Origin of the sequence: Amycolatopsis sp. NBC_00355 (assembly GCF_036104975.1) — a bacterium.
Taxonomy (GTDB): Bacteria; Actinomycetota; Actinomycetes; order Mycobacteriales; family Pseudonocardiaceae; genus Amycolatopsis.
In genome coordinates this window covers 4,509,356-4,533,313 of sequence record NZ_CP107982.1, presented here as the reverse complement: position 1 = coordinate 4,533,313, position 23,958 = coordinate 4,509,356, and the positions used below count along the sequence as shown (strand labels likewise).

The 23,958-nt window shown below is 71.9% G+C and carries 28 protein-coding genes and 1 pseudogene; 15 read left to right on the top strand and 14 right to left on the bottom strand.

Translation table 11 applies throughout. The features are described from left to right. Positions 1-10: 10 nt before the first annotated feature. Positions 11-805 (bottom strand): PIG-L family deacetylase, encoded by a 795-nt coding sequence (locus tag OHS18_RS19925; RefSeq protein ID WP_328450407.1) that lies wholly within the window; start codon positions 803-805, stop codon positions 11-13. Between the two features lie 71 nt (positions 806-876). Between OHS18_RS19925 and OHS18_RS19920 the strand changes: the two genes are divergently transcribed. After that, a complete protein-coding gene (locus OHS18_RS19920; RefSeq protein ID WP_328618048.1) occupies positions 877-1,359 on the top strand; it encodes a DinB family protein in 483 nt (160 codons plus the stop codon). A gap of 46 nt (positions 1,360-1,405) precedes the next feature. Here OHS18_RS19920 and OHS18_RS19915 read toward each other — a convergent pair whose 3' ends face one another. Next, positions 1,406-2,206, bottom strand: a complete 801-nt coding sequence (locus OHS18_RS19915; RefSeq protein WP_328618047.1) for an Fpg/Nei family DNA glycosylase — start codon at positions 2,204-2,206, stop codon at positions 1,406-1,408. 20 nt (positions 2,207-2,226) lie between these two features. Continuing rightward, a complete protein-coding gene (locus tag OHS18_RS19910; protein ID WP_328618046.1) occupies positions 2,227-2,868 on the bottom strand; it encodes a TetR/AcrR family transcriptional regulator in 642 nt (213 codons plus the stop codon). A gap of 74 nt (positions 2,869-2,942) precedes the next feature. Between OHS18_RS19910 and OHS18_RS19905 the strand changes: the two genes are divergently transcribed. The 5 genes from OHS18_RS19905 (at position 2,943) to infA (ending at position 6,567) form a co-directional block, all read left to right on the top strand. Then, on the top strand, positions 2,943-3,800 hold the full coding sequence (locus tag OHS18_RS19905) for an NmrA family NAD(P)-binding protein (protein WP_328618045.1): 858 nt from the start codon (positions 2,943-2,945) through the stop codon (positions 3,798-3,800). Positions 3,801-3,830: 30 nt separating this feature from the next. Next, entirely contained in the window at positions 3,831-4,715 is an 885-nt protein-coding gene (locus tag OHS18_RS19900) for a hypothetical protein (RefSeq protein WP_328618044.1), read from the top strand. Between the two features lie 153 nt (positions 4,716-4,868). Then, on the top strand, positions 4,869-5,603 hold the full coding sequence (locus tag OHS18_RS19895; RefSeq protein WP_328450419.1) for an alpha/beta hydrolase: 735 nt from the start codon (positions 4,869-4,871) through the stop codon (positions 5,601-5,603). After that, complete coding sequence (locus OHS18_RS19890) at positions 5,600-6,346, top strand: GNAT family N-acetyltransferase (protein ID WP_328618043.1); 747 nt, start codon at positions 5,600-5,602, stop codon at positions 6,344-6,346. The genes OHS18_RS19895 and OHS18_RS19890 overlap by 4 nt, the downstream gene beginning before the upstream one ends. Next, entirely contained in the window at positions 6,346-6,567 is a 222-nt protein-coding gene (infA, locus tag OHS18_RS19885) for a translation initiation factor IF-1 (protein ID WP_305879353.1), read from the top strand. Before OHS18_RS19890 ends, infA begins: the two co-directional genes overlap by 1 nt. Here the strand turns inward: infA and OHS18_RS19880 are convergent. After that, entirely contained in the window at positions 6,530-7,489 is a 960-nt protein-coding gene (locus OHS18_RS19880) for a GlxA family transcriptional regulator (protein ID WP_328618042.1), read from the bottom strand. The genes infA and OHS18_RS19880 overlap by 38 nt on opposite strands. 72 nt (positions 7,490-7,561) lie before the next feature. On the opposite strand from OHS18_RS19880, the gene OHS18_RS19875 reads away from it, so the two are divergent. Further along, entirely contained in the window at positions 7,562-7,897 is a 336-nt protein-coding gene (locus OHS18_RS19875) for a cupin domain-containing protein (protein WP_328618041.1), read from the top strand. Here the strand turns inward: OHS18_RS19875 and OHS18_RS19870 are convergent. Beyond that, a complete protein-coding gene (locus OHS18_RS19870) occupies positions 7,882-8,007 on the bottom strand; it encodes a hypothetical protein (protein WP_328450427.1) in 126 nt (41 codons plus the stop codon). The two genes, OHS18_RS19875 and OHS18_RS19870, sit on opposite strands and share 16 nt — an antisense overlap. Beyond that, positions 8,007-8,627, bottom strand: coding sequence for a glyoxalase (locus OHS18_RS19865; protein ID WP_328450429.1), 621 nt, complete (start codon positions 8,625-8,627; stop codon positions 8,007-8,009). Before OHS18_RS19865 ends, OHS18_RS19870 begins: the two co-directional genes overlap by 1 nt. Positions 8,628-8,745: 118 nt before the next feature. Here OHS18_RS19865 and OHS18_RS19860 point away from each other — a divergent pair, with 118 nt between their 5' ends. From OHS18_RS19860 to OHS18_RS19850, 3 genes are read left to right on the top strand one after another with little or no spacing between them, the layout of a single operon-like run. After that, entirely contained in the window at positions 8,746-9,525 is a 780-nt protein-coding gene (locus OHS18_RS19860; protein ID WP_328618040.1) for an oxidoreductase, read from the top strand. Between the two features lie 36 nt (positions 9,526-9,561). Further along, on the top strand, positions 9,562-10,269 hold the full coding sequence (locus tag OHS18_RS19855) for a hypothetical protein (protein WP_328618039.1): 708 nt from the start codon (positions 9,562-9,564) through the stop codon (positions 10,267-10,269). After that, a complete protein-coding gene (locus OHS18_RS19850) occupies positions 10,266-10,916 on the top strand; it encodes a Fic family protein (RefSeq protein ID WP_328618038.1) in 651 nt (216 codons plus the stop codon). Before OHS18_RS19855 ends, OHS18_RS19850 begins: the two co-directional genes overlap by 4 nt. Here the strand turns inward: OHS18_RS19850 and OHS18_RS19845 are convergent. Together OHS18_RS19845 and OHS18_RS19840 are read right to left on the bottom strand one after the other, a co-directional pair. After that, entirely contained in the window at positions 10,900-11,361 is a 462-nt protein-coding gene (locus tag OHS18_RS19845; RefSeq protein ID WP_328618037.1) for a phage tail protein, read from the bottom strand. The genes OHS18_RS19850 and OHS18_RS19845 overlap by 17 nt on opposite strands. Before the next feature lie 81 nt (positions 11,362-11,442). After that, complete coding sequence (locus tag OHS18_RS19840) at positions 11,443-12,120, bottom strand: dienelactone hydrolase family protein (protein WP_328618544.1); 678 nt, start codon at positions 12,118-12,120, stop codon at positions 11,443-11,445. Positions 12,121-12,201: 81 nt separating this feature from the next. Here OHS18_RS19840 and OHS18_RS19835 point away from each other — a divergent pair, with 81 nt between their 5' ends. Continuing rightward, positions 12,202-13,554, top strand: coding sequence for a TrpB-like pyridoxal phosphate-dependent enzyme (locus OHS18_RS19835; RefSeq protein WP_328618036.1), 1,353 nt, complete (start codon positions 12,202-12,204; stop codon positions 13,552-13,554). Positions 13,555-13,713: 159 nt separating this feature from the next. Here OHS18_RS19835 and OHS18_RS19830 read toward each other — a convergent pair. Next, positions 13,714-13,953: pseudogene (locus OHS18_RS19830) on the bottom strand (DUF1062 domain-containing protein); the annotation flags it as partial. 283 nt (positions 13,954-14,236) lie between these two features. Beyond that, complete coding sequence (locus tag OHS18_RS19825) at positions 14,237-15,514, bottom strand: sensor domain-containing diguanylate cyclase (protein ID WP_328450443.1); 1,278 nt, start codon at positions 15,512-15,514, stop codon at positions 14,237-14,239. Positions 15,515-15,732: 218 nt separating this feature from the next. Here OHS18_RS19825 and OHS18_RS19820 point away from each other — a divergent pair, with 218 nt between their 5' ends. Beyond that, a complete protein-coding gene (locus OHS18_RS19820) occupies positions 15,733-16,032 on the top strand; it encodes a hypothetical protein (protein ID WP_247055794.1) in 300 nt (99 codons plus the stop codon). 95 nt (positions 16,033-16,127) lie between these two features. On the opposite strand, the gene OHS18_RS19815 is transcribed toward OHS18_RS19820, so the two are convergent. The 3 genes from OHS18_RS19815 to araD form a co-directional block, all read right to left on the bottom strand. Beyond that, entirely contained in the window at positions 16,128-17,333 is a 1,206-nt protein-coding gene (locus OHS18_RS19815) for an MFS transporter (protein WP_328618035.1), read from the bottom strand. A gap of 64 nt (positions 17,334-17,397) precedes the next feature. Further along, the gene (locus tag OHS18_RS19810) at positions 17,398-19,188 is read right to left on the bottom strand and encodes a VanW family protein (protein WP_328618034.1); all 1,791 of its coding nucleotides are present in this window, start codon (positions 19,186-19,188) and stop codon (positions 17,398-17,400) included. A gap of 130 nt (positions 19,189-19,318) precedes the next feature. Further along, entirely contained in the window at positions 19,319-21,031 is a 1,713-nt protein-coding gene (araD, locus tag OHS18_RS19805; RefSeq protein ID WP_328618033.1) for an L-arabinonate dehydratase, read from the bottom strand. Between the two features lie 76 nt (positions 21,032-21,107). Between araD and OHS18_RS19800 the strand changes: the two genes are divergently transcribed. Genes OHS18_RS19800 through OHS18_RS19790 form a run of 3 tightly spaced genes read left to right on the top strand, consistent with a single transcriptional unit; the run spans position 21,108 to position 23,257 of the window. Next, positions 21,108-21,761: a GntR family transcriptional regulator gene (locus OHS18_RS19800; RefSeq protein ID WP_328618032.1), complete on the top strand. Its 654-nt coding sequence runs from the start codon at positions 21,108-21,110 to the stop codon at positions 21,759-21,761. Beyond that, on the top strand, positions 21,758-22,261 hold the full coding sequence (locus OHS18_RS19795; protein WP_328618031.1) for a metallophosphoesterase family protein: 504 nt from the start codon (positions 21,758-21,760) through the stop codon (positions 22,259-22,261). The genes OHS18_RS19800 and OHS18_RS19795 overlap by 4 nt, the downstream gene beginning before the upstream one ends. A 9-nt stretch (positions 22,262-22,270) precedes the next feature. Next, positions 22,271-23,257: a PHP domain-containing protein gene (locus tag OHS18_RS19790; protein WP_328618030.1), complete on the top strand. Its 987-nt coding sequence runs from the start codon at positions 22,271-22,273 to the stop codon at positions 23,255-23,257. On the opposite strand, the gene OHS18_RS19785 is transcribed toward OHS18_RS19790, so the two are convergent. After that, positions 23,247-23,927: a L,D-transpeptidase family protein gene (locus OHS18_RS19785; RefSeq protein ID WP_328618029.1), complete on the bottom strand. Its 681-nt coding sequence runs from the start codon at positions 23,925-23,927 to the stop codon at positions 23,247-23,249. The two genes, OHS18_RS19790 and OHS18_RS19785, sit on opposite strands and share 11 nt — an antisense overlap. Positions 23,928-23,958 lie beyond the last annotated feature (31 nt).

Sequence of the window (23,958 nt, the reverse complement as noted above, 5' to 3'; positions counted from 1 at the left end):
CCTGCCGGGGTCAGAGTCCGGCCATCAGGTCCGTCTCCGTGATGCCCGGCCCCTGGCCCGCCCGGATGTACCACTCCGTGCCGAACGCGAAGGCGAAGGCGTCGTCCGGCATGGCCAGCATGAACGTGTCCTCGCTGATCTGGCTCGGGTGGGCGCGCATCGCCGCGCGCTTGACGTCGACGTACTTCGTGACGTCCACCGCGGCCGTGATCTCGGCTTCCGGCTTGCCGAACTCGACGTTCTCCGGCGGGTTCGGCCGCGCCTCGGGCGGCATCAGGCCTTGCTCGACCGCCGCGTCGAAGCCGCGCTGCATGAACTCGCGGTTGAACGTCGCCTGGAAGACGCGCGCGGTGCCGGCCAGCTCGGCCGCGCGGACGCCGACGCGGTGGACCTGGATGTGGTCGGGGTGACCGTAGTCGCCGTTGTCGTCGTAGACCGTCAGCACGCTCGCCGACTCCTCGCGCAGGATCGCCGCGAGCTGGGCGGCGGCCGCTTCGACGTCGGCCTGCCAGAAGCACGCCGGGTCGTCGTTCGTCGCCTCGCCCATCATCCCGGAGTCGCGGTAGCCGAGGAACTCGACGCGCTCGACGCCGAGGATCTTCGCGGCCGCGTGGGCCTCTTGGACGCGGCGGTCCTCGAGTTTTTCGCCCTCGGCGAGAAAGCCGTCGGGTACCTCGCCGACCTCGCCGCGCGTCGCGACGACCAGCACGACCCGATGCCCGTCTTCGACGGCCTTCCGCATGACGCCCGCGGTCCGGAGGCATTCGTCGTCCGGGTGGGCGTGGAAGGTGACCAGTGTTGCCATGGATCCGACGCTACCGGCAACCTCCGACAAATTCCGGTCGCCCTCGTGCGGAGTCGCTAGGGTCCGCGGTCGTGGACGGTGAGAAGCGCATGCTGCTGAGGTACCTGCACGCCCAGCGGGCCGCCGTCCTGGCGATCCTCGAAGGACTGGGGGAGCCGGCGCTGACGACGCCGCTCCTGCCGTCCGGCTGGACGCCGCTGGGCATGGTGGAGCACCTCGGGTACGCCGAGCGGTACTGGTTCCAGGAGATCGTCACCGGCACCGCCGGTCTCCTCGCCTGGCCGGACGACGACCACGCGCCGCTGACCACCCCGCGCTCCCCGGACGTCGTTTTCGCCTTCTACCGCGAACAATGCCGCCGCTCCGACGAGATCTTCGCCGCGACGCCGCTCGCCACGCCGCCGGCAGGCCGTCATCCCGGCCCGCCCGAGGAGGAGGTCGCCGATCTGCGCGGGGTGGTGCTGCACATGATCGAGGAGACGGCGCGGCACGCGGGTCAGCTGGACGTCGTGCGCGAGCTGCTCGACGGCCGCACCGGCCTCGGGCCGCGCTAGGCACCGCTCGCGGCCTTCGCGCCCGGATCACGAAGCCCGGCAGCGCCTAGTCCAGCTGTTCCTTCGAACACCACCAGGTCGACCGGCCGCCGACCGTGCCGTGCGCCATCTCCGCCCCGCAGCGCGGGCAGTGGTCGCCGGCTCGGCGGTGTCCGATGATCTCGCCGGTGTGCACCCCGCCGTGCTTGATCGCGGCGCGCAACGCTTTCCTGAGTGCTTTGTGGAGCTCGGTGAGCTCGTCGCCGGTCAGGCCGTCCACGGGCCGCGACGGGCTCAGCGCGGCCTGCCACAGGGTTTCGTCGGCCAGCAGGTTGCCGATCCCGGCGACCACGGACTGGTCCAGCAGCCGCGCCTTCAGCGGGGCCCGGCCGCGGCCGACGCGCTCGCGGAAGCCGGCTCGCGAGATCTCCCCGGCGTCGGGGCCCAGCGCGTCCAGGTCGGGGTCGAGGCGCACCCGGCTCAGCCGCCGCGTGTCGAACAGGAGCAGCTGTTCGCCGTCGGCGAAGGTGATCCCGAACCGGAACCACTCGGGTTTCTCCGCGCGGTGGCGGAGCTGTTCCGGGCCGAGTGGCCCGCGTTCGCCGCCGAGCCGCAGCTGGCCGGCCATCCCCAGGTGCAGGCCGAGGTTCGGGCCGGGTTTCCCGTCGCCGCCCTCGGTTTCGCACCACAGCGTCTTGCCCCGCCGGTGCGCGGCGGTCAGCCGCCCGCCGGTCAGCGCGGCGGCGATGTCGCCCGGCGCGTGCGGCCGGCAGACCCAGTCGTCGCGGTCGTCGACGTCGCGGATCTTGCGGCCGAGCGCGCCGGAGAGGACCTGACGGGCGAGCTCGACTTCGGGGAGTTCCGGCACGTCACCCAGTCTGCCCCAGCTCAGCCCGCCCGGCCGAGCCACTCGTCCAGCAGGGCGCGCTCGGCGGTGGTCAGCTTCGCCAGTCCCGGCACGACGGCGTCGGGCGCCGGCGCGTCGGTGAGGATCGCGTGCAGCACGGCCTGGTACATCGTGTCGGCGAGGCCGGTCTCCCGGTCGTCCGGTGGCACGGCCAGCAGGGTGAGCACGGCGCCGGTGCCGGCGGCGTGGATCACCTCGACGGCGCGGCGTTCGGTGACCCGCAGGCGCCCGGTCGCCGCGACGCGGTGGACGCGGGCGCGCAGGACCGCCAGCCCGGCCGCCGCGGCGCCGCCGGACGTCCGGCGCGGGTCGATCAGCAGGCCGAACAAGGTGGCGTTGGCGAGGCCGAAGGCGATGTGCGCGTCCCACCCGGCGCGCAGGTCGGCCACCGGATCGGCCGTCTCGTCGACGGCCTTCCCGGCGACGTAGGTGCTGAACACGTGCTCGGCGACCACGTCGAGCAGGGCGTCCTTGTCCGCGAAGAACCGGTAGAGGGCCGGCGGCTGCAGGCCGGCCGCCTGCGCGACGGCGCGGATCGTGACCGCGGCCACACCCTGCTCCCGCAGCAGCCGCGCCGCGACCTCGACGATGTTCGTGCGCGTCTCGTCCCGGACCGTCCTCATGTTTTCAATGATAACGTATCTGTGGTATCCATGATGCTAACGTCGTTACTATCAACGTTAGTGAGAGGTGGACCATGATCGTCATCACCGGTGGGACCGGCAAGCTCGGCTCCCGGATCGTCGGCCGGCTGCGCGAGCTCGTCCCGGCCGAGCAGATCGGCGTCAGCGTCCGCGACGTCGACCGCGCCGGAAACCTCGGCGTGCGCGTGCGGCGCGGCGACTTCGGCGACCCGCAGTCGCTCGCCGAGGCCTTCGAGGGCGCCACGCAGGTGCTCATCGTCTCGGCGAACGAGACGGGCGGGAAAGCGGTGGAGAGCCACCGGACGGCGATCGAGGCCGCTTCGGCCGCGGGCGCCGGGCGTGTCCTCTACACGAGCCACCAGGGCGCGGCCGAGGATTCGCTGTTCGCGCCGATGCCCGACCACGCCGCGACCGAGGCGTACCTGGCGAAGACGGGCACGCCGTTCACGGTGCTGCGCAACGGGTTCTACGCGAGCACGGTGCCCCAGCTGCTCGGCGCGGCACTGGAAACCGGCGAACTCGTCGCCCCGGCGGACGGCCCGGTGTCCTGGACCGCCCACGCCGACCTGGCCGAAGCGGCGGCGATCATCCTGGCGTCCGGCGGCTCATTCGAGGGCCCGACACCGCCGCTGACCGCACCGGTCGCGCTGGACCTCACGGACGTCGCGCGGATCCTCTCGGAACTGACGGGCCGCACGATCCGCCGGGTGGTGGCGGACGACGAGGACTGGGTGCGATCGCTGACCGGCCACGGCGTCCCGGCACCCCGGGCGGAGATGCTGCTGGGCATGTTCCACGCGTCGCGGCGCGGCGAGTTCGCGGCGGTGGACCCGGAACTGGAGCGGCTGCTCGGCCGCCCGGCGACGTCGATGCGCTCGGTGCTGGCGGAGGCCATCGCCGGGTCGGCGTAACAAAGTGACGGCCGGCGCGACCCCTGGGGCATGACGGCGTTCGTGCAGTTCCCCCACCCCGGAGCGGAACATCGCCCGGAGAGCGACGACATGCCCTGGAACGTCGGCCCTCACGGGCGCAAGTTCCTCATTGCCGACGGTCGTTACGTCGACTCCGGCGACCGTCTCCAGGAGGGTGAGGTGGTCTTCTGGGGTGAGTGGGAGCCGCCGTCGCACGTGGAGCGTCGTTGGGCGACGGAAGGTCGGCTGCCCCGGGTGCTGCACCGGCCGTACTGGACTCGTGGGGGTGGCCAGAACACCGACCCGTGGGTGTTCGGGGATCGGATGCGTTACAGCAACTGCAAGCAGGTCATCCGGGACGAACGGCGGCCTACCTCCATGCAGACGTTGCCGGCGGGTTCGGTGATCTGCTTCGGATCGAGGCTCGACCACGAGTTCTGCGTGGACACGGTGTTCGTGGTCGCCGAGTCCAAGCCGTGGACGCCGGCACAGGCTGCCGAACTCGACGAGGACGAGGCGTTCACGATCTGCACCGCCGGGACGATGGCCGCCGGAGCCGATGCCCACACGAGGTTCACCCTCTACCGCGCGGCGACGTTCGAGAGCCCCGTCCACGGCATGTACAGCTTCGTGCCGGCCAGACCGGCTGACGGCGAGGGACCACGGTTCGCCCGGCCCGCGCTCCACATGCCTGATCTGATCAACCCGGACAGCTGGCAGAGCACCCGCGGTTCGAAGCAGCCGCTCGCCGAACCCGACGTGTGGAAGGCCTGGAACACCGTCCGCGAGCAGGTCTTCGCCGCCGACCTGGTGCTGGCCACTCACCTGGGCACTCCCACCTGGTCCGCGAACGCACCGGAATCGGCTGGAGTCCCCACCGGCGGCTGCTCGCCGGTAAAAGAGTTGGACTGCTGAAGCCGGGTTGGTACCGTCGCTCCCGACCGTGTACTGCCTGAGGAGGTGAGCCCCGTGAACGTTATGCCGTGGGTGCTCCCTCCCCGTGTCACGGCCGGGTGGTCGGCGTAGGTGCCGCCGGGAGCGTCCTGACACTCCCGAAAGGCACCACTCATGCACTTCACTTCGGAAACGACGTCTGACGGCGTCCTCGAGCGCGACTTCACCGTGGGCGATGTCCCCGGTGTACTCTGGTCACCCGCCGCGGGTGGCGAGCACCTTCCCCTGGTCCTGATGGGCCACGGCGGCGGTACCCACAAGAAAGCCCCCGCCATGGCGGGCCGGGCCGGGCGGATCGTGGCCGGCTGTGGGTTCGCCGTCGCCGTTCTCGACGCGCCCGGTCACGGTGACCGGCCGCGAACGGCTCACGACGAGCGGGAGATCGCCGTCATGCAGCGCGCGATGGCCTCCGGTGAGCCCGTCGGCCCGATCGTCGTCCGGTACAACGCGCACCTGGCGGAGCAGGCCGTCCCGGAGTGGCGGGCGACGCTCGACGCGCTCCAGGAGGCCGGCTTCGACGGTCCGGCCGGCTACTTCGGCCTCAACATGGGCACCGCGATCGGGGTGCCGCTGACGGCGGCCGAACCCCGGATCGCCGCCGCGGTTTTCGGGCTTTTCTGGCCGGAACCCCTGGCGGAGACGGCGAAGCGCATCACGATCCCGATCGAGTTCGCGCTCCAGTGGGACGACGAGCACATCCCGCGCGAAGCCGGTCTCGCGTTGTTCGACGCCTTCGCGTCGAAGGAGAAAACGTTGCACGCCAACGCGGGCGCGCACAAGGAGCTGCCGCGGTTCGAGGCCGACAGCGCGGTCCGGTTCTTCGCCCGGCACCTCGGCGGTGGCCGATGAACCCTTCGGACACCCACCAGAAAACGGTCATCACCCGGGTCGCGGAACGCCACTGGCACGCCTTGGAAGACGACCTGGTCGTCGGCCGCGGCGAAGCGTCGCGACGGCCCGACGGGCGGGTCTTCCTCAGCGTCGACGCCTGGCACGGCGCGGTATTCGACCACCTCGCCGAGACCATGCTGCGCGATCTGCCGAGGCCGCTCCACACCGTCGTCGACGAGGCCGACCTCGACCTGACCACCGACTGGCTGCGCGCCGGCTTCTCCATCCGCCGTCGCGAATGGGAGTACGTCGTCCCCACCGAAGCCGGCCCGGGGCCGGCGCCGTCCGGCGTGACCATGATCGGAGTCGGCGAGGCGGAGGAAAAGCCGTTGAGGGAGCTGGATCGCGTGATCCGCGACGAGGTCGAGGCCACCGTCGGCTGGCAGGAGATGCCCGCCGAGGTGCGGTCCGCGCTGGACCCGTCGAGGTACGCGGTGGCCGCGCGGGCCGGCGACTACGTGGGCCTGGTCCGGGTGGTGCCGCTCCGGCAGCCGCGGATCGGGCTGATCGCCGTCCGCGCCGACCTGCGACGCCGGGGCGTCGCGCGGGCGCTGCTCGCGTACGCGCTGGGTGCGCTGCACCGCTCCGGCGTCGAAACGGCGTCGGCGGAGGTCAACGAAGCCAACACGGCGGCCACGGCGTTGTTCGAAGGCGCCGGCGCCCGGCGGGCGAGCAGCAACCTCGAGCTGGTGATCCGGTGATGGCGAAGACCGGCAGCATCGAAATCGAGGGCACGGTCGTGGAGTGCCTGCGCAACGCCACGTTCCGGGTCGAGCTGGAAAACGGGCACAAGGTGCTCGCGCACATCAGCGGGAAGATCCGGCGGAACTACATCAAGATCCTGCCCTACGACCGGGTGCTCGTGGAGCTGAGCCCGTACGACCTCAGCCGCGGCCGGATCCTGTTCCGCTACCGGAGCTGAACGCCCGCCGGTAGGCACCCGGGGTGGTGCCGACCTGGGCGCGGAAGCGGCGGCGGAGGTTGACCGCGGAGGCGAGGCCGACGCGCGCCGCGACCGCGTCCACCGGCAGGTCGGTCTCTTCGAGCAGGGTGCGGGCCTCGGCGACCCGGCGCGACAGCAGCCAGGCACCGGGGCTCGTGCCCAGCCGCTCGGCGAAGCGCCGCGCGAGCGTGCGCGGCGAGACGCTCAGGTGCGCGGCCAGGTCGCCCACGGACAACGACGTCCCGAGGCGCGCGCCGGCCCATGCGAGGAGGCCGTCCAGCGCGTCCTCCGCGGGTACCGGCGGCGCGTACTGCGCCTGGCCGCCGTCACGGTGCGGCGGCATCACCATGTGCCGCGCGACGAGCGCCGCGTGCGCGGCCCCGTGGTCCTGCCGGACGAGGTGCAGGCACAGGTCGATCCCGGCGCCCGCGCCGGCGCTCGTCGCGACGTCGCCGTGGTCGACGTAGAGCGCGTCGGGCTCGACGCGCACGTCGGGGAACTCCTGCTGCAGCTGGGCGGCGCGCTGCCAGTGCGTCGTGGCCGAACGGCCGTCCAGCAGCCCGGTGCGGGCCAGCGCGAACACGCCGGAGCAGATGGTGACGAGCCGCGCGCCCAGGGCGTGGGCCCGCAGCAGCGCGCGGCGCACGCGGGCGGGCAGCGGCGCTTCGACCGGCGCCCAGCCCGGGATGAGCACGGTGTCCGCGGCCGCGAGCGCCGAGAGGCCCAGCGGCACGGACATCGTGTACCCGGCCGTCGTCGGCACCGGGCCGGGTGTCTCGGCGCAGACGTCGAACTCGTAGTGCTGCGGCACGCCGGCCCGGCGCGTGCCGAAGACCTCGGCGGCGCAGCCGAGCTCGAACGTCGACTGCACCGGCCGCACCAGGGCCACCACACGATGCATGGCAGGAAAGTACCCCAGGGTGTCTTTGTCGACACTGTCCCCGCCCGGCCCGGGCGCGGCACGGTGGGGGACATGCACCCCGAGATCCTCGCCCAGCCGGGCTACACCGCAGTATCCGTCGAGCAAGCCCCGATCCGGGAGCTGTTCCCCGGCATCCGGCACCGTCCGTTGTGGACGGACGCGGGCGGCGCGCACGCCGGGGTGCTGGAGATGGACCCGGGCACGTCGTGGCCGCGCCGCGACGTCCACGAGCCCGGCCCGGAGGAGGTCTACGTCGTCGCGGGCACGTTCAACGACGGCGCCCGCGACTACCCGGCCGGGACGTTCCTGCACGCGCCGGCCGGCTCGTGGCACGTGCCCGCGACGGCCACCGGCTGCACGCTGTTCCTCTTCTACCCGCAGGGCTGAGGATCGAGGCTCTCCCCGGGCGCCGGGACTTCGTCGCCGGCCGGCGGTGCCTCGACGGCGTCGTCCTGGTGCTGCTCGGCGAGCAGGGCGAGCAGATAGTGGTGGCACATCAGGACTGGGGAACCAGTGCGGCGGCTTCCCAGGTGAAGCCGTCCGGGTCGGTGAGCGGCGCGACGCCGCCGACCACGGCGATCCGGTGCGAGCCCGCGCCCTCGGGCGCGACTCCGGCGTCCTTGGCGAGGGCCTTGCGCCGGTAGAGCCCCAGCTTGACGCCGGTGGTGGCGAACTCGACGTACATCCGCCCGAAGCTCTTCCCGACGGTCAGGCCGTGGTCGGCGTAGAACTTCTTGCTCGCCACGATGTCGCTGACGCCGAGCAGGAGCGCGACGTCGTCGACCTGCTTGGTGGCGGGGCCGGTGTCCTTCTTCGCGGAGGTCGCGACCTTCCAGATGGTGCCGTCCGGGGCCCGGACGACGCCGCCGTAGCCCCACATCGACTTCGCGGTGGGCTTGAGGCTCGTCGCGCCGGCTTCGAGGGCGGCGTCGATCAGGGCGTCGACGTCGGCCGGCTGGGACACGATGAGCGACAGGGTGAACCCGCGGAAGCCGGTGCTGGGCGCCTCGGAGGCCCGCAGGCGAAGGCGGTCGCCCAGCCCGAAGGCGGCGGTGTAGAAGCGTTCGGCGGCCGCGGTGTCGGCCACTTCGAGGGTGATGTTGCTGATGGAGGTCATGGCGGTAACGCTAGGCGCGACCCCGTGACCAGGGCTTCTCGATTCCTGATCGGTTCGGGGCCGGGCCGCGCGTACTGTGACGCCTGTTGCCCGGACCCGGCCCGAGGAGAGCGTCACCGTGGACCTGAACCTGTCCGGCAAGATCGCCGTCGTCACCGGAGCCAGCAAGGGCATCGGGCTGGCCGTCACCCGCGCGCTGGCCGCCGAGGGCGTCCACGTCGTGGCCGGCGCCCGCACGGTCACGCCCGAACTGGCCGAGCTCACCTCCGTCCGGCCGGTCCAGGGCGACCTCGCCGCCCCGGACGGACCCGCGATGCTGGTCGACGCCGCGATCAGCGCGTTCGGCGGGCTGGACATCCTGGTCAACAACGTCGGCGGGGTCACCCCGCGCACCGGCGGTTTCCTGTCGGTCACCGACGACGACTGGCTCACGGCGCTGACGATCAACTTCCTCGCCGCGGTCCGCACCACCCGCGCCGCCGTCCCGCACCTGCTCGACCGGGGTGCGGGCAGCATCGTCACGATCGCGTCGGTCAACGCGACGCTGCCGGACCCGCTCGTCATCGACTACAGCGCGGCCAAGGCGGCGTTGCTCAACTTCTGCAAATCGCTGTCGAAAGAGCTGGGACCACAGGGGATCCGCGTCAACACGATCAGCCCCGGCCCGGTCAGCACCGGACTGTGGCTGGGCGACGGCGGCGTCGCGGCGACGGTCGGCCGCGCGAACAGCCTGGATCCGGACGCGGTCGCGAAGCAGGCGGCGGGGGACGCGGTGACGGGCCGGTTCACGCAGCCGGAGGAGGTCGCAGACCTGGTGCTGCTGCTGGCGGGCGGCCGAGCGGCGAACGTGACCGGCACGGACATCGTCATCGACGGCGGGATGACACCGACCCTGTGAGCCCGGCCCGGGGCACGGTCGTGCCATGCTCCGGTGATGATCGACCTCGTCGTGCCGTCCGACTTGTCCTGGGGTGACGTGGATCCCCGGCACCACCCGTTCGACGCCGCGTCCGCGCTCGGCGTGATCAGCGCCCTCGCTCCCGCCGCTCGCGTACCCGCCCGGCCGGTCGGGGCGGCCGCCGATCCCGACGTGATCGCCTGGTCCGGAACCGAAGGCGCCGCCTGGGCGGACGAGCTGACCCGGGCCATGACCGGCCGCTTCGGGCGGTGGGCCGCGGGCTGGCGGTGGGCGCACGACGAGGGGGACATCGGCGGCGGGCCGGTCGCCGCCTGGTGCTGCCCCCGCGACTCGATCACCACCCCGGCCGCCACGCTGGAACGCGTCGCGGCCGCGCTCTGTGAGTGGCGGGGCTGGCTGGAGGAGCTGGCCGAGCATTTCGACCGGTACCCGCCGGACGCCGTCCCGGCCGAAGAACGCCGACGGGTCCCGGAACGCGCCACCACCGACCTGGTCACCGCCGTCGTCGAGCGGACCGGCGCCGGAGACGCCTGGTACCTGCACTGCAAGCAGGTGCTCACCTGGTTCCTGACCCGCTGGGGTGTGACCGCCGAGACCGCGGAGGCCGAGGTCGAACGCGCGGTCTCCGGCGTCTTCGAGAGCTGGACCGCGCCGGACACCAGCCTTGTGGACGAAGTCGCCGGACGGCTCGCGGTGTCGTCCCCGCCCGAGAGCCGGGGATGACCGCTCCCGACCACTTGCGGGTGTGGCTGGAGGTCCGCGACGCCACGCCGTGGCACCGGGTCCGCCGCACTCCACCGGAGGCTCAGGCGATCATCCCGCTACGCGACGGGCCGGCCCACGACATCCGCACCCGGGACCACCGCCGCGACCCGGTCCGGGCCGCGCGGCTGCTCGCCGCCCTCGCTCGGGCACGAGCCGACGCCGAATCCGGCGCGGTGCTGGGCTTCGAGGTGCTCAGCGCCTGGCAGCGGTGTGTCCTGGACGTCGCCGAGGCGCCGTTCCGGGCTCGACCGGCTTTCGCCAAGGGCGGCCGTGAACGCTACGGCGCCGGGCCCGGGCTGCGCGACCGGTTCGAACGGTGCCTGGCGCAGGCCCACGACCCGGAGCTGCCTCTTCCCGCCCGCGCCGCACGGCTCTACCTCGACGTCTGCTTCTTCCACCCGTTCGACGACGGCAACGCCCGCTCCGCCTTCCTGGCGCTCACTTTTCTCCTGGCGAGGTCGGGGGTCGCGCTCGATCAGGTGGCGCCCGTTCGCAGCCTCCCGCGCCGGGCCGACGACCCCGAAGACGCACTCGCGCTGGCCGACCTGGTGGCCATCCTCATCGCGAACACCGCCCGGCGCGGCCGGGTCAGTACTCCTTTTTGACGACGAAGTAGGAGCCGCGGATGTTGCCGGCCAGTTTCGACTTCTGGCGGGCGAACTTGAACGCGCCGAGTTCCTCGGGGACGTCCATCCCGTCGGAGAGCTTGAACCCGACCGCGCGTTTGCCGTTGTCGTCGATCGTGTACATCACGTTGATCGACAGGCCGCTCTCGTAGAAGACGTAGGCCATGCGGATGTTCTCGACCTGGAACGCGGTCGCCTCGAGCGGGCGGGACGCGATGACGATGCCGCGTTCCTCCTCGAGGATCCGGCTCACCCAGTCGACCACCGACGCGGCGTCGCTCGCGGGCTCGACCGTGAAGACGTGGTCGTACTTGTTCTTGAAGTACCGGGCCTCGTTCGCCCGCAGGCCGGCGAGGGCATCGGCGACCGGCGACGACTCCAGGCCGGCCGTCGATACGGTGGCGAAGTCCACGGCGTGGGGCATGGTGAAACCTCCGGGTGCGTGTCGGGCCGGTGACCTGCCACCGACGGCCGGCCCAGCGTAGGCGCCGGCGGGCGAACCGGCTCAGCTCGGCAGGGTCCGCCGCAGGAACTCCGTCGTCAGGTCCCACGCCCGCGCCGCCGCCTCGGGGTGGTGGAACATCGGGGCCACGTGGTTGTGGAACGCGTGCCCGGCTTCCTCCTGCACGTGGATCTCCGCGCCCGGGTGCGAGGCCACCGCGGCCTCCACCGAGGCCACGTCCGGCCGCGGGATGAACGGGTCCTGCCCGCCGAAGTGGAACTGGACGGGGCAGGTGATCTTCGGCAGCTCCGCCAGCTCGGACGGCACCGTCGAGCCGTAGAACGACACCGCCACGTCCGGGTCGCCCGCGGCCGCCGCCGCGTAGGCCAGCGAGCCGCCGAGGCAGAAGCCCAGCACGCCGGCGCCGCCCGTGACCTCCGGCAGGGCGCGGAGGTGGGCGAGGGTCGCCAGGACGTCCGAGAGGCCCAGCTCCGGGTCGAAAGTGGACGCGACCTGCATCGACGCCGCGACGCCGGCTTCGTCGTGGGCCGACGACCAGCCCGGGGAGGTCCGCCAGAACAGCTCCGGGACCGCCACCACGTACCCCCGGCCGGCCAGGTCCGCCGCCACCGACCGGAGGTAGTCGTCCAGGCCGAAGATCTCCTGGATCAGGACCAGGCCCGGGCCGCGGCCGGAAGGGGGCCGCCACAGCGGCGCGTCGGGGCGGGAAAGACCGTTCATGACGACCACCGTAGTGAGCACGACTGGCCTCGGCAGCGGACGCGTCCTAAGTTCGACCGGGGAGCCGACGTAGGAGGCGTGATGGCCGAACGCACCAAGTACATCCTGGACGAAAACGATCTGCCGACCCAGTGGTACAACGTCATCCCCGATCTGCCCGAGCCGCCGCCTCCGCCGCTGCACCCCGGGACCCGCGAGCCGGTCGGGCCGGCCGATCTCGCGCCGCTGTTCCCCCAGGCGCTCATCGAGCAGGAGGTGACGTCGGAGCGCTATATCGACATTCCCGAAGAGGTGCTCGAGGTCTACCGGCTCTGGCGGCCGTCGCCGCTGTTCCGCGCGCGCCGGCTCGAGAAGACACTCGGGACGCCGGCGCGGATCTACTACAAGTACGAGGGGGTCAGCCCGGTCGGCTCCCACAAGCCGAACACCGCGGTGCCGCAGGCGTTCTACAACGCGCAGGAGGGCGTCGCCCGGCTGACCACCGAGACCGGCGCCGGCCAGTGGGGCAGCGCGCTCGCCTTCGCCTGCGCGCAGTTCGGGCTCGAATGCGAGGTCTGGCAGGTCCGGGCCTCCTACGACCAGAAGCCCTACCGCAAGCTGATGATGGAGACGTTCGGCGCGACGGTCCACCCGAGCCCGTCCGAGCTGACCGAGTCCGGCCGGGCCGTCCTCGAGCAGCACCCCGACTCGACCGGCAGCCTCGGCATCGCGATCAGCGAGGCCGTCGAGCAGGCGGCACAGGACCCGGACACGCGGTACGCGCTGGGCAGCGTCCTCAACCACGTGCTGCTGCACCAGACGATCATCGGCGAAGAAGCGCTGCGGCAGTTCCGGCTGGCCGGTGACACCCCCGACCTGCTGGTCGGCTGCACCGGCGGCGGCTCGAACTTCGGCGGGCTGGCGTTCCCGTTCCTGCGGGAGAAGCTGGCCGGCCGGATGGACCCGGTGATCCGCGCGGTCGAGCCGGCCGCGTGCCCGACGCTGACCCGCGGGAAGTACGCCTACGACTTCGGCGACACCGCCGGCCTGACGCCGTTGCTCAAGATGCACACCCTCGGCCACGACTTCATCCCGGACCCGATCCACGCGGGCGGCCTGCGCTACCACGGGATGTCGCCGCTGATCTCGCACATCTACGAGCTCGGCCTGATCGAGGCGATCGCGATCGGGCAGCAGGAGTGCTTCGCCGCGGGCGTGCGCTTCGCCCGTTCCGAGGGCATCATCCCGGCGCCGGAGCCGACCCACGCACTCGCCGCGTGCATCCAGGAGGCGTTGCGGTGCAAGGAAACCGGCGAGGAGAAGGTGATCCTCACGGCGTTGTGCGGCCACGCGCACCTCGACCTGCCGGCCTACGGCGCGTACCTCGCCGGGGACATGGTCGACAACGAGCTGTCCGACGCCGTTCTCGCGGAGTCCCTGGCCACGCTGCCCTGACCCGGAAGCCGCCCTCGGGCCTGTCCACATCGGACAGGTCCGAGGGGGGCAGCGCTTGAGCGTGAAGCAGAAGCCGCCGGAGAGCTTGCCGCTCAACCGGACCGCGGAAACGACCTGGCCTTCCATGATCAGGCGTTCGACCTCCGCCCGGGAAAGAGCGCACCCTTCGGCGATCAGCCGCACCGGCCGGACCGGGATCCGCGCCGCGAACCGGACTTCGACGTCGAGCACCTCCCGGTTCCGGAGATCGGCTCCGCCGGTGTCGAGCCGCCACGCGCCGTCCCCGTCGAGGGTGATGCGGTTGCGGTGCTGCACGAGCGGATCCCGGAGCGGCTCGGCGGTCAGGCCGGAGTCGTTGCCGTGCAGCCGATCCAGCAGATCGGGCCGTACGGAACGCACGTTCACCCGCTCCGGGAACGTGAGCTTCACGTTCGGACGCGCACGCGTGGCAAGGTCGCCGGACGAGGGGCAGGCGGGTGGGCACGACGGCCCGGTTTTCGGGCGTGAGAAGGACACGTTCCGGTGAGAAGTCCGCAGCAAAGGAGCGCGGCGAGGAAAACGCGACGCGCTGGGAGATCAGCACTCGGGAACTCTCAACGGATGTACAACGGCACGCCCTCGCCTGGACGACTCGGTCACCCGGCACGGTAGTGGCGCCGTTCCACCGGTTTTCGGGCCGCGCTCAGAGCGTGTCGGGGACTTCGGGCCGGGACAGCTCGGAACGGGTCTCGGCGAGGACCACCTGGTCACGGCCGGCTTCCTTCGCCGCGAACACCGCGTCGTCGGCCGCCTGCAGCAGGATCGTGTAGTCCGTGGCCGTCTCCGGGTACACCGCCGCGCCGATCGACGCGGTGAGGCCGGTGATCACCTCGGGCTTGCCCGGGCGCACCACCGGGACCTTCACCTCGATCCGCGCGATCGCCGCGCGGATGCGGTCGGCGACGGTGACGATCTCCGTGCTCGTCGTGCCCGGGAGCAGGACCACGAACTCGTCGCCGCCGAAGCGCCCGACGTAGTCGCCGCCCCGCACCGAGTTCTGGACGACCGCCGCGATCGCGCGCAGCACCTCGTCGCCGGCCAGGTGGCCGTTGCCGTCGTCGATGGCCTTGAAGTGGTCGATGTCGATCATCAGCACGCCCGCGGTCGACGACAGCTCGGCCGCGCGCGCCAGTTCGTTGCGGGCCAGCTGCACCCAGAACTCCGGGGCCAGCAGCGAAGTCTTCGAATCGGTGCGCGCGGCGGCCTGGAACTGCGGCAGCAGCAGGCCGATGTGCAGCGCCACCGGCGTCACCATGAGCACCGGCAGCAGCCACGGCCGGACCGTCATGACCAGCGCGATACCGCAGCCGACGCCGACCGCGGCGAGCACGATCAGCACGTCGGAGGGGTTGCCGAACGCCTGCCGCGGCGGCTTGCCCGGGTTGCTCATCACGATCGCCAGGATGACCAGCACGTAGTTGAGTCCGAAGTAGACGATCCCGGACGCGAGCAGGGCGGTCATCCCGCCGAAACCGTCGAGGTAGGGGACGTAGGGTGCCACGTGCCCGCCCGTGCCGACGGTCAGCACCACCCCCGCGGCGGCGCAGGCCAGGATCACGGTGGCCCCGGAGAACACTTTCCGGTGAACCACGCCGCGCCTTTTGTAGACTCGGACCCACGAATGGGCGTAACTGACCACGATCACCAGGGTGGCCAGGGGCGGCGGCAGCAGCAGGAGCCCGGCGAAGATCCAGATCGACTGCAGGTGCATGTGCGGCCGGCCGTCGGCGGCGAGTTCGCGGATGCGCTCGATGCGTTGCGCCGCTTCGAGGTGCACGATCTCACCGGCCAGGATGAGGCCACACCAGAGCACGGCCTGACCGCTGATCGGCACGAGGCCGGCGGTGGCCAGAATCGCGATCAGGGCCAGTGCGTCGACCACGAGGACGTAGCCGAACACCGGAGTGGGCAGCTTCCACATGGCCCACGTACGGATACCCGATCGTGGACGTTCTGAGCTGGGCTTACGCCCTTGGGACCCGGAGAATCCCACGGAACGCCCCTCTTTCCAGGACGGAACTCTTCGCGGAATCGTCACTGTAATCGAATGAATGCGGTGTGTCATTAGGCTGGTCGGGCTACCGTCCGATTACGCACCGTACAAGATCGCCCCACATTCGTACACCACAAGGAGAAATCATGTCGCACTTCCTGTCCAACGCCAACATCGTCCCGTCCCGCCGTCGCGCGCAGCGGCCCACCGACTGGACGCGGCAGCTGCCGACCGACTGGACCCGCGCCATCCCGACGGACTGGACCACGCGTCAGATGCCCACCGACTGGACCGCGCGCGAACTGCCGACCGACTGGACCGCGCACCAGATCCCGACCGACTGGGCCAATGCCGACACCGACGTCGACGTCGCACCACTGCCCGCGTGCCCGACGGACTGGACCACCCGCACCGGTCAGCGCCCGACCGACTGGACGCGGTTCTGAGAACCGAACCCGGTGACCGGGACCCGCTGGGGACCGGTCACCGGGTCCGGACCGCCCGGCTCGTGGCCGGGTGGCCCGGAAACCAGCTGGGTGGCTCAGGACGGCTCGGCGGCCGGCTGGGCCCGGTGCCAGAGCCGGGCCGCGCCGAACGCCGCGAGCACGCCCAGGGCCCCGGCCGCGGCGACGACGCCGTGCGGGGCCGTCCGCTCGGCCGCGAGCCCGGCGAGCACCACGCCCAGCCCCTGCGAGACCCGCAACGCCGTCAACGCGAAGCCGAACGCCTGCGCGCGCTGGGCTTCCGGCGTCAGCTGGACGAACGTCGTGTTGGCGATGAGGTTGTACGAACTGGCGATCCCGGACAGCGTGAGCAACGCGAGCGTCGCCTCGAGGTCCGGGCGCAGCGCGCAGCCCAGCAGGGCCGCGCACGCCAGCACAGCGAGCGGCCCGAGCAGCCGCGCGCGCCGCTCCGGCGGGACGCGGGACAGCGCGGCCATGCCCACGACGTTGCCCAGCGCGTACGCCCCGAGCAGCAGCCCGACCACCACCGCGCCGCCGCCCAGCTCGGCCGCGTACGGCGCCGCGATCGCCTCGCCCGCGATGTAGCTGCCGGACACGCACCCCAGTGCCACCAGCGCGAGCCGGCGGCGGTCGCCGACGACGACCGTCCAGCCCGCCCGGACGTGCCGCCACCAGCGGATCCCCGGCTCGGCGCGCGGCGGGCGCGGGCGCACGCCCGAGGCCAGCAGCACCGCCGACGCCGCGAAGCTCACCGCGTCCGCCAGCAGCGCCCCGGCGGTGCCGAGACCGGCGACGAGCAGCCCGCCGAGCGCGAACCCGGCGACCTGCCCGGCCTGCACCAGGATCATCAGCAACCCCATCCCGGGCACAAAAGTCTCTTCGGGCAGCACCTGCGGCATCAGCGCGGCCCGCGCGGAGTTCCACACCGGGTTGAACAGCTGGACGCCGACGAGCAGCGCGGCCACGGCGGGCAACGGCAGCCCGGGCAGCGCCATCGCCGTCACCGCGACCGCGCGCACGACGTCGGCGACGACCATCACCCGCCGCGGCGGGTAGCGGTCGGCGAGGCCGGACAGCAGCGGGCCGCCGAGGAGGTCGGGCAGGAACGTCAGGGCGTAGGTCAGCGCGGCCCAGCCGGGCGAGTTCGTGCGGTCGTAGACCAGGATCGACAGCGCGACGCGGGCGAGCTGGTCGCCGGTGACGGAGACCAGCTGGGCGCCGAACAGGGCCCGGAACTCCGCTACCGCGAGGACGTCCCGGAACCCTGCCGCACGTGCCGTCATGGCGCCCCCGGGGATTCGCGGAAGCACTCAGCGTACCGGCGTGGACGCAGCCGGTGAACGGCCGTTAGGAGGGGCCGCAGGTGATTTTCGGTTGCGGGTTGTAGCGGACGGTCCGCGTCGAGCGGCTGACCTCACGGCCGGACGAAGCGTCCTTGAGCACGCGGGTGTCGGTCGTGGTGAAGCCCGGCGCGCCGTTGGAGGCGTGGCAGTTCTCCGCCGGGCCCGGCTTGGCCTGCGGGTCGGTCGGGTTGGACCGGCTGCCCGGGATCGACTCGACGGTGTAGCGCTTGGTGCCCCACAGCTTCACGGTGATCGACGACGGCGTCCAGATCGTCTGGATCGCGATGCCGGTCGGCGAGTCGTTCGTGAACTTGATGTCGATGACGCTGGCGCCGTTGGGGTTCTGGAACACCGTCGCCTCGCGCGCGGCGGGGTAGCGGCTGATGTAGTAGCTGTGTTCCTTGTGGCCCGCGTCCTTCATACCCGAGAAGTACGACGCGTTGTACAGCGTCGTCGCGAACTGCGAGATGCCGCCGCCGACCTCGCGCGCCGGGGCGCCGTTCTCGATCACGCCCGCCTCGACGTACCCCTGCGGCTTGCCGCGCGGGCCGGTGAACCCGTTGAGGCTGAAGGTTTCCCCCGGCTTGACGATGGCGCCGTTGACCTTCTGCGCCACCACGCGGATGTTCGTGCCGGAGTCGGCCGCGAAGCCGCCGGTCGTGAACTCGCCGACGACCTCCTTGACGCCCAGCTGGTTCGCCTGCTCGGTGGTCACCTTGGCCGGGCTGTCCTTGTAGATCGCCGGGACCTCGCGGCCGTCGGTCTTCTTCAGCACCTCGGGCAGCGGCTTGAGGCTCGGGTCCCAGTCGATCGCCCGGCCGTCGGTCGACGGGTCCACCGTGGGCTTGCCGCCTTCGAAGACGATGGTCGCCTCCTTGCCCTCCTTCTCGGTGGACTTCAGCTGCGGCTTGGCGGCGTCGGCGATCTTGGCGTTGTCGATCTTCGGTGTCAGCCCGCCGCCCTCGGCGGGCTCGAAGCTCAGCGCGGCGGCGATCGCGTCCGGCTTGACGGTGGCGTTCTTGCCGTCACCCTTGACGACCAGCGGGCCCGAGACGGCGGGCTTCGCGAACTGCTCCAGCGCGGCCTGGACGCCTTCGGGCGTGGTGCGGACCGGCGTGCTCGTCACCGGCAGGGCCAGGGTCTCGCCGCGGGCCCACTTCTCGACGACGGCGGCCTTCGCGGCCTCGACGTCGAGCTTCTGCCCGGGCTTCGGCGCGACGGCGACCGGGTTCGTCCCCTCGAACTTCACGGTGCCCTCGGCGGGCTCGCGGTCGATCTCGCCGCGGAGGCTCTCGAGGGCGGCGGCGAGCTTGGTGTCGTCGGCGCGGCTGACAACACCGACCTCGCGGCTGGAGAACAGCGACGAAAGGCGCGTGAACGGGTTCAGCGGCTGCTCGCCGGCCTGGTCCAGCGTCCGCGCCCAGTCGAGGCTCAGCCCGGCGAGGGTGGGGGACAGGCTGCCTCGGACGTCGCCGGCCGTCACGGCCAGCGGACGGGTGAGCCGCGGCTCGATCTGCCCGCGCAGCTCCTGCTCGGCGGCGGCGCGATCCATGCCGCCGACGTCGACGCCCGCGACGGTCACCCCGCGCGGCACGCTGCCCTGGCTGACCATCAGGTCGACGCCGTAGACCACGACGAGCAGACCGAAGACGCCACCGGCGATCCAGCCGGCCTTGCGCAGGTTTTTCGTCCGGTTCGCCGGGGCATCGGGCTCGGGTGCGGCGTCGGGGCGGACGACCGGAAGGACGTCGGTCTGCTCACCGTGTGACTCGGGCCAGCGCGGTTCGTACGGCAACTCTCCACCCCTTCAACGCGGCGCCCGATCGCGCCGGTGACGGCCTCAGCGTACGGGGCACCCGGACAAGCCGTACGACTCGCCCTAACGGGGGATGAACCGGTCACGGTAGGGGTACGCGAGGCAACCTTCAGCGTGCGTCGGGCTCCGGGTTGTGGCCCGCGCGGGCCAGGAAGTCGAAGTCACAGCCCTCGTCGGCCTGGGTGATGTGCTCGGCGTAGAGCGCTCCGTAACCCCGCTCGAACACCGGCGCCGGTGGCGTCCACTCGGCACGACGCCGCGACAGCTCCTCATCGGACACCTCCAGCCGCAGCACCCGCGACGGGACGTCCAGCGTGATCAGGTCGCCGTCGCGGACCAGGGCCAGCGGGCCGCCCACATGGGACTCCGGAGCCACGTGCAGCACGCACGCCCCGTAGCTCGTCCCGCTCATCCGGGCGTCCGAGATCCGGACCATGTCGCGGACCCCGGCCGCCAGCAGGTGCGCCGGGATCGGCAGCATCCCGTACTCCGGCATCCCGGGACCGCCGAGCGGGCCCGAGCCGCGCAGCACCAGGACCGAGTCCGCGGTGATCGCCGGGTTCTCGATCCGCTTCTTCAGGTCGCGGTAGTTCTCGAAGACCACGGCCGGGCCGGTGTGCACCAGCAGGTCCGGCTCGGCGGCGAGGTGCTTGATCACCGCGCCCGATGGCGCCAGGTTGCCGTGCAGGACCGCGACCCCGCCCTCGGCGGCGACCGGGTTGTCGCGCGGCCGGATGACGTCGTCGTTGTGCACCCGGGCCGCCGAGAGATCGGCACCCAGGGTGCGGCCGGTGACCGTCGGCCGGTCGAGGTGCAGGAGGTCGGTCAGCCGCGACAGCAACCCCGGCAGGCCGCCCGCGTAGTAGAAGTCCTCCATCAGCCAGTCACCGCCGGGACGGATGTTCGCCAGCACCGGGACGCGCCGCGCGATCGCGTCGAAATCGCCCAGTCCCAACGGGATCCCGCTGCGCCCGGCCATCGCGACCAGGTGGATCACGGCGTTGGTCGAGCCACCCAGGGCGAGCACGGTCGTGATCGCGTCCGCGTACGCGCGCTTGTCGAGGATCTGCCCGATGCGCAGGTCTTCCCAGACCATGCCGACGATCCGGGCGCCGCTCGCCGCGGCCATCCGGTGGTGGGCCGAGTCGACGGCCGGGATCGACGCCGCGCCCGGCAGCGTCATGCCGAGCACTTCCGCGGCCGAGGTCATGGTCGACGCCGTGCCCATCGTCATGCAGTGGCCGGGCGACCGCGCGAGCCCGCGCTCCAGTTCGGACATTTCGGCGTCGCCGATCCGGCCCGCGCGCTTCTCGTCCCAGTACTTCCACATGTCGGTGCCGCTGCCGAGCACCTCGTCGCGCCAGTGCCCGCGCAGCATCGGCCCGGCCGGGACGAAGATCGCGGGCAGGTCCGCGCTCGCGGCGCCCATCAGCAGCGCCGGCGTGGACTTGTCGCAGCCGCCCATCAGCACCGCGCCGTCGATCGGGTAGGACCGCAGGATCTCCTCGGTCTCCATCGCCAGCAGATTCCGGTAGAGCATCGGCGTCGGCTTCTGGTAGGTCTCCGAGAGCGTCGCCACCGGGAACTCCAGCGGGAAGCCGCCGGCCTGCCACACCCCGCGTTTGACCTGCTCGGCGCGTTCGCGCAGGTGCATGTGGCACGGGTTGATGTCGCTCCACGTGTTGAGGATGCCGATCACCGGCTTGCCGAGGTGCTCTTCCGGGTTGTAGCCGAGCTGACGGCTGCGGGCGCGGTGGCTGAAGTCGCGCAGGTCGTCGCCGCCGTACCACCGGTGGCTGCGGAGTTCCTCGGGTTCCTTCATGCCTTCCATTATGGCATCTGATATATGATCCGGTGGGGCTGGTTGAATGGGCTCCGACACGACGAGGGAGCGCGCCATGACCGGGACGTTCAGCCTGCCCGCATCCCGGACCGAAGTGGTCCTGGAGGAGATCCGTCGCGGCATCCTCACCCGCGAGCTGCTCCCCGGCCAGCCCCTGGTCGAAGCCGAGCTGGCCGCGCGGCTGGGCGTGTCCAAGACGCCGGTGCGCGAGGCGCTCAAGGTGCTGTCCAACTCGGGCCTGGTGACGTTCAGCCCGTACAAGGGCGCCTCGGTCTGCGTGGTCGACGCCGACCTGGCCAAGTCCGTCTACGACGTGCGGATGGTGCTCGAGCCCGAAGCCGTCCGGCGCACCGTCGAGCGGCGCGACGCCGACCTGCTCGAAGACGCCGCGGACGCGCTCAAGGAGGCGTCGGCGGCGATCGCCGACAAGGACCAGGTCGCGCTGAGCCTGCTCAACCGCCGGTTCCACCGCGCGCTCTACCGCGGCTGCGGCAACCCGCTGATGGTCTCGATCCTGGACGACCTCAAGGACCGCGCCGCGCTGATCAGCGTCGTCGGCTGGGAAGCCAACCCCAGCTGGAAGAAGGAGTGGACCGAGCACAAGGCCGTGCTGTCCGCGGCCAAGAAGGGTGACGCCGAGGGCGCGGCCGCGCTGCTGCGCGACCACATCGGCGGCTTCCTGGAACGCGTCCTGAAGGCCATCGGGTGAAGCTCCTGCTCATCTCCGACACCCACCTCCCGGGCCGCGCGCGGGTGCTGCCCGAGCAGGTCTGGCGGGCGGTCGAGGCCGCCGACGTCGTCGTGCACGCGGGTGACTGGGTGGACGTGCCCCTGCTCGACGAGCTGGAGACCCGCAGCACGCGCCTGATCGGCGTGTACGGCAACAACGACGGGCCGGAACTGCGCACGAGGCTGCCGGAGATCGCCCGCGCCGACCTCGACGGCGTCCGCCTGGCCGTCATCCACGAGACGGGTGCGAAACAGGGCCGCGAGCAGCGGTGCGACGCGCAGTTCCCGGACACCGACGTCCTCGTGTTCGGCCACAGCCACATCCCGTGGGACACGACCACGCCGGCCGGCCTGCGCCTGCTCAACCCGGGCTCGCCGACGGACCGCCGGCGCCAGCCGTTCTGCACTTACCAGACCGCCCGGATCTCGCAAGGTGCGCTGACGGACGTCGAGCTGCACGAACTGCCCCCGAGGGGGTAGGAAGGTCCCATGGATCCGGCGTGGGCGTTGCGGGAGATCGCGTTCCAGCTCGAACGCGCGGGGGAGCCGAGCTACCGGGTGCGCGCGTTCCGCAACGCGGCCGCCACCGTCGACAAGACCGACGCCGACCGGCTGGCCTCGATGGCCGAGAACGGCACCCTCACCGCGTTGCCCGGGATCGGGAAAGCCACCGCGGGCGTCATCGAAGACGCGCTGGCCGGCCGTGATCCGGCCTACCGCGAGAAGATCGTCCAGGCGAAGCTGCCGGACGGCGAACCGCTTCGATCCGCGCTGAAGGGCGACTGCCACACCCATTCCGACTGGTCGGACGGCGGCAGCTCGATCGGCGAGATGGCCGTCGCGGGCCGGGAGATCGGGCACGAGTGGATGGTCCTGACCGACCACTCGCCGCGGCTGACCGTCGCGAACGGGCTGTCACCGGACCGGCTGCGGACGCAGATGCAGATCGTCGCCAAGGCCAACGAGCTGATGGCGCCGTTCCGGCTGCTGCAGGGCATCGAGGTCGACATCCTCGACGACGGCGCGCTCGACCAGGAGGAAGAGCTGCTCGGGCAGCTCGACTTCGTCGTCGCGAGTGTGCACTCGAAGCTGCGGATGCCGGCGCGCGACATGACCCGGCGGATGCTCGCCGCGGTGCGGAACCCGCACGTCCGGGTGCTGGGGCACTGCACCGGCCGGCTCGTCGTCGGCCGCGGCCGGCCGGAGTCGGAGTTCGACGCCAAGGCCGTGTTCACCGCGTGCCGCGAAAACGGCGTCGCGGTCGAGATCAACTCGCGGCCCGAACGCCTCGACCCGCCGATGAAGCTGCTGCGCCTGGCCGCGGAACTCGGCTGCGAGTTCGCCATCGACAGCGACGCGCACGCGCCCGGCCAGCTCGACTGGCAGGGCTACGGCTGCGAGCGGGCGATCAAGGCCGGGATCGCGCCCGAGCGGATCATCAACACCCGCACGGTGGACGAGCTGCTCAGCCGCTGACCGAGATGTCGGCGACCGGGTGCCGCGCCGGGTCGAGCCAGCGCATCACGGCGTCGAGGTCCGGGCCCGGGATCGAGACGCAGCCCGCGGTCGGCTTCCCGTTCGAGACGTGCAGGAAGAACGCGGACCCGGCGCCCGGCACCACGGGCGAGCGGTTGTAGTCGAGGACGACGGCGTGGTCGTAGACCGGCCCCGCCTTGCCGAGATCCTCACCGGCCGCCTCGTTGAACGGACACGTGCCGGGAACGCAGGAGAAGTGCGTGTTGTAGTACGGGGACTTCACATCGGACACCCACCAGTCCGACGTCGTGACCTGCCGGTACGGCAGCCGGGTCCCGTTGTCCGGCTGGATCCCGAAGGCCTCGGTCAGCTTCCACACGCCGGCCGGGGTGTGCGACGTCGATTCGCTGGCCTGGCCGACGCCGTCCTTGCCGACGAACGCGCTGATCGGACCGTAGGCCCTGAACCAGCCGGTTTCGGTGCGCTGCCAGGCGGTGAGCACGGCCGTGGTCGCGCTCGCCGAGTCCGCGACGACGGTGAGCACCTGGCCCGCGTCCCCGTGGAAGGACAGCGGGACGGCTCCGGCGGGGGTCGCGGCGGTGCTGGTCAGCAGCGTGCCCGCGACCAGTGCGGCCGCGACCAGCGTGGCGCCGAGGAATCTCCTGCCCATGCCGGAGACCCTAGCGGCGCCACGCCGGTCG